Annotated in this window: 1 protein-coding gene; it reads left to right on the forward strand. The window is 70.4% G+C overall.

The features are described from left to right. Positions 1-73: 73 nt before the first annotated feature. Positions 74-703 (forward strand): FAD-dependent monooxygenase (locus ACTWQE_RS34170; RefSeq protein WP_443332974.1); only part of this gene is annotated, 630 nt, incomplete at its 3' end.

Consider the following 703-nt stretch of genomic DNA (forward strand, 5'->3'; position numbering starts at 1 on the left):
GGCCACTCGGTGTCCACTACCGGTGTCAGCGTGGGTTCTGTTCAGTGAGCAGCGGCGCAAAGGACGGTCGGGTATGCGGGTGGTCGTGGTTGGTGGCGGGATCGGCGGGCTTGCATTGGGGGCGGGGCTGCGTCGCCGGGGGTTTGAGGTGGCGGTATTCGAGCGCGACACCGATGTGGCGGCGACGGGCGGCTACCACATCACCCTGGATGAGCGGGCGCAGTCGGCGCTAAAAGATCTGGTGGAACCGAAGATCATGCAGCGGCTGCTGGCATCGGGGTCGGCGCTGCGACTGCGCGAGCGCGACGCGTTCTGGGATCGCCGCGGCCGGCTGCTGGGCCACGGGCCGGACCTCAGCGACAGTGCAAGTATCGACGTCGATCGGATCACCCTGCGGATGCTGCTGGCCGAAGCCGTCGGAGATGGCCTGCACTTGGGATGCAGCGTGTCCGGCGTCGGCCACGATGACCAGGGCGCGCCCCGAGTGCTGTTCACCGACGGGGCGCCGGTCTCGGCGGATCTGGTGGTGGGCGCGGACGGCACCCACTCGGTAGTCGCCCGCCACCTGGCGGGAGGCCCGACCAACAGCCCGGCGGGCATCATCGGGTTCTCCGGCCGCACCCTCCGGCGAGACCTCAGCCCCGGCGAGCATCAGCGACTTAGGCCACGATCGGGGCTGGCGATCGGCCCGCGCGGAGCAGCG

Origin of the sequence: Streptomyces sp. 8N706 (assembly GCF_052245415.1) — a bacterium.
Taxonomy (GTDB): domain Bacteria; phylum Actinomycetota; class Actinomycetes; order Streptomycetales; family Streptomycetaceae; genus Streptomyces.